Origin of the sequence: Bradyrhizobium sp., assembly GCF_049798375.1 — a bacterium.
Lineage (GTDB): Bacteria > Pseudomonadota > Alphaproteobacteria > Rhizobiales > Xanthobacteraceae > Bradyrhizobium.
The window spans coordinates 1-3,028 of the sequence record NZ_JBARGP010000213.1 but is presented as its reverse complement, the minus strand read 5'-3'; the positions used below and the strand labels follow the sequence as shown (position 1 = coordinate 3,028).

1 protein-coding gene is annotated in these 3,028 nt (G+C 67.6%); it reads right to left on the bottom strand.

What is annotated here, in order from left to right; genetic code table 11:
• A partial coding sequence (locus WA702_RS09125; protein ID WP_425110197.1) for an AsmA-like C-terminal region-containing protein occupies positions 1 to 3,028 on the bottom strand: 3,028 nt, incomplete at both ends.

Here is a 3,028-nt window from a genome sequence, read left to right as displayed (position 1 = left end):
GACCGCGGCCTGCCCCGTCAATCGGCGGCGGCGGTGCGCCATCGGTTGCCCCCGGCAATGAGGCGGTGGACGCCGGATAGGACGGCACCGGCTCGCCGCGCGCAATCGCGTCCAGCCTGCGGGTCTCGCGATCGATCGCGCGCACCGCAAGCCATGACGACAGCGAAGTGACGTCGAGGCTGCGGTCGAGCGTGTCAGGCGTGCCTGCCGCAAATAGCGACACCTCGGGCTGGCTGTTGGCATTGCCGAGCGTTGTCGAGCTCAGGCTAACGCGGATATCGGCCTGATCGGCCGGGATATCGTAGCCGCCGGAAACGATCGCACGCGCCCCCTCGCCCTCTAGCGCGATGGCGCTGACGCGTAGCCGCCCATCGCGGATGATGAACGGTATCTGCGCCGATGCCACATTGAGAGAGCCCGCTGCAAGCGCCGGCTCGACGATCTGCCGCAGCTTGGTGTCATCGGCGACCTGGCCGGCATCCGCAGCCTTCAGCGCGATCTCGAAGGCGCGCGGATCGAGGCCGGCGATCGACATTTTGTCCAGCGTCACGGTGCCGTTGCCTGAGAGCGCGCTGGTCAGCGCCTGCGCGCTGCGTCCCTCGGAGGCTAGCGTCATCTGCGCAGCGACATGGCCCGAAGGCACCTTCAAGCCGTGATAATGCAGCGCGTTGCCGTCGACACCGGACAACTCGAGCCGGCCACTCACGGACAGTCCATTCCGACCCGGCCGTGCATCGGCCGTCGCGGTGACGTCGCCCCCGCCGAGTTTGCCTTTGAGATCCTCCAGCGTGAGCGCCTGGCCATCGTTCTTGATCGCACCGGCGACCTGTCGCAATTCAACTCCGCCGGACAATTTGCCGCTCGCCGCCTGAAACGCGACACGTCCCTGCCAACCGTTGAACAGGCCGGCGCCCAAGGGCTCCGCCGCATCATGCCCAGCCGCGCCGATGCCAAGCGCAAAGACCGCGGGGATATCGAGCGTGTCGAGATTGATCTCGCCATCGACCTGCTTGTCGCCGTCGAGCGTCACCGCGAGATGACCGCGCAGCTTTGCACCGCCGGCCAGACCGTCAAGATCGTCCAGCGTAAGCCGGTTGCCGGAGAGCCCGAGCCGTCCGAACAGCCTGACGTTCTGCGCTGCCGGATCCTGCGACTTGAGCCCGACCAGCGGCGCCAGATTGGCGGTGCGGACCCGCAGATTGAGGTTCGCCTTCGTGATCTCGGGTTTGGCGCCCTCGGCCCATGGCTCGACCGTACCCTGAACGTCGCCATCAAGGCCGGCGCCCGACAGCGTCGCGTTCACCTTGAGCGGCGCGCGCCAGGCACCGGCGATATGGGCCTCGAACTGCGCCGGACCGTCGCCGGCAACGGCCACGCGGTCGAGCCCGAGCAGCGCCAGCAAGGTCCCGCCCTGCTCCGCCGAGAGCTTGGTGTCGACACCGAGCTCGGTGCGGCCGATCGCATCCAGATCGAAGCCGCGCAACAACGCCGCCTTCGGCTTGGCGGTCCAGACCGCGGTGCCCTTGAGCTGCGGTGCGTCGAGATCGAGGGCTGCCCGCGCATCGACGCGATCGGCACTCGCCGCATCCTTCACCAGATCGAGCGCCAACTTCAGGCGCGCCGGAGCCGGGGCCGAACCGGCCGCAGCGTCGACGCGCGCCGCCAGCGACGGCGCGAACGGCTGCACCAGCGCGTCAATGTCGCGCAGCGAGCCCGCGCTTGCGCTCACGGTCAAATGGCCGGTCGCATTGGCGCGGTCGAACCGACCGGACGCTTCGGTCGTGACGCCGCTACCCTGCCCGAACTTCACCTGATCGACGACGATGGTTTTCGGATCATAGGCGAGCTTCACATCGAGCGGACGGAAGTCCTGGCCGTTCCAGGTCGCGCGTCCGAGATCGAGAGAGAGAGAGGCCGACTCCGGCCACGCACCGCTTGGGCCCGCCAGCGAGCGCGCCAGCGCCGCGGCGGCATCAAGATCGAGGCGCTCGCCCTTCAATGCGGCCTCGACGCGCGTGTTGGCGGTCCCGGCCTGGTCGATCAGCGCGATCTTGCCCTGGACGGCACCGCCATCCATCTCGGCTTTCAGACCATCAATCGCGACGCGATCGGGCGCGACGCTGACATCACCGCGCAACCGCAGCGGACGCGGGCTGCGATAGCCGGTCTCATTACGCCCCTGCAACCAGACCAGCAGCGCGTCGGAATCGGAGGAATCGAGATCGAGCGCACCGGAAAATCCTGAGTTCACCGACGTCGAAATACCGATCGTCTTGAAGGTGAGATGCGTCGCGCCGGGAGCGCGCAGATCGACCTTTTCGAGGCTCCAGGCGCTGGTCTCGTTATGCAGATCGGCCACAACCGTCTGCACCGGGCGGCCGGCAAGCATGATCTGCTCGGCCGAGAACTGGATATTGGCAGGCAGCGGCAAGGTCGGCAGCGACGCCAGCCAGTTGCGCAGCGCCGGGAGCGCGCGGGCCGGCATCGTCCCCTTTTTGTCGGCCCCCTCACTGGCGGCGAGCAGCTTGTCGGCGTCGAGCTGGCGTGCCCCCAACTGCGCCCGCAACAGTGGCGAGGAGCCGAAACGGATATCGCCGCTGCCTGCGAATTTCAGCGCGCGCTCCTCCGGACCGAAGCTCGCTTCGAGCTGGTCGAGCTTGGCGCCGCTCGAGTCCGCCGTCAGCTTGGCGACGATTTTCCACGGTGGATTGCTGTTCTCTTTCGCGGCCTGCTGTTGCGCCGGCTGATTCTTCGCGGCTTGGTCCTTGGCCGGCTCTTTCGGCGGCGATGATAGCGTCACCGCGCCATCGAAGTGAGGCGACCGGTTGGCGAAGGTGATCAGGCCTTCGGCATCGGCCGCAAGTGGCCGCTGGCCGGGATCGACATTGAGATGGACGCGCAGTCCGCTGGACTCCTTGTCCTGACTCGACGTCACCCGAAACGGATAGCGCGTGCCCCGGATCGAAAGCGCGCCGTCGCCGCGGAGCGAGCCGGCCAGCGAGCGGACGTCGCCGGAAAAAACGATGTC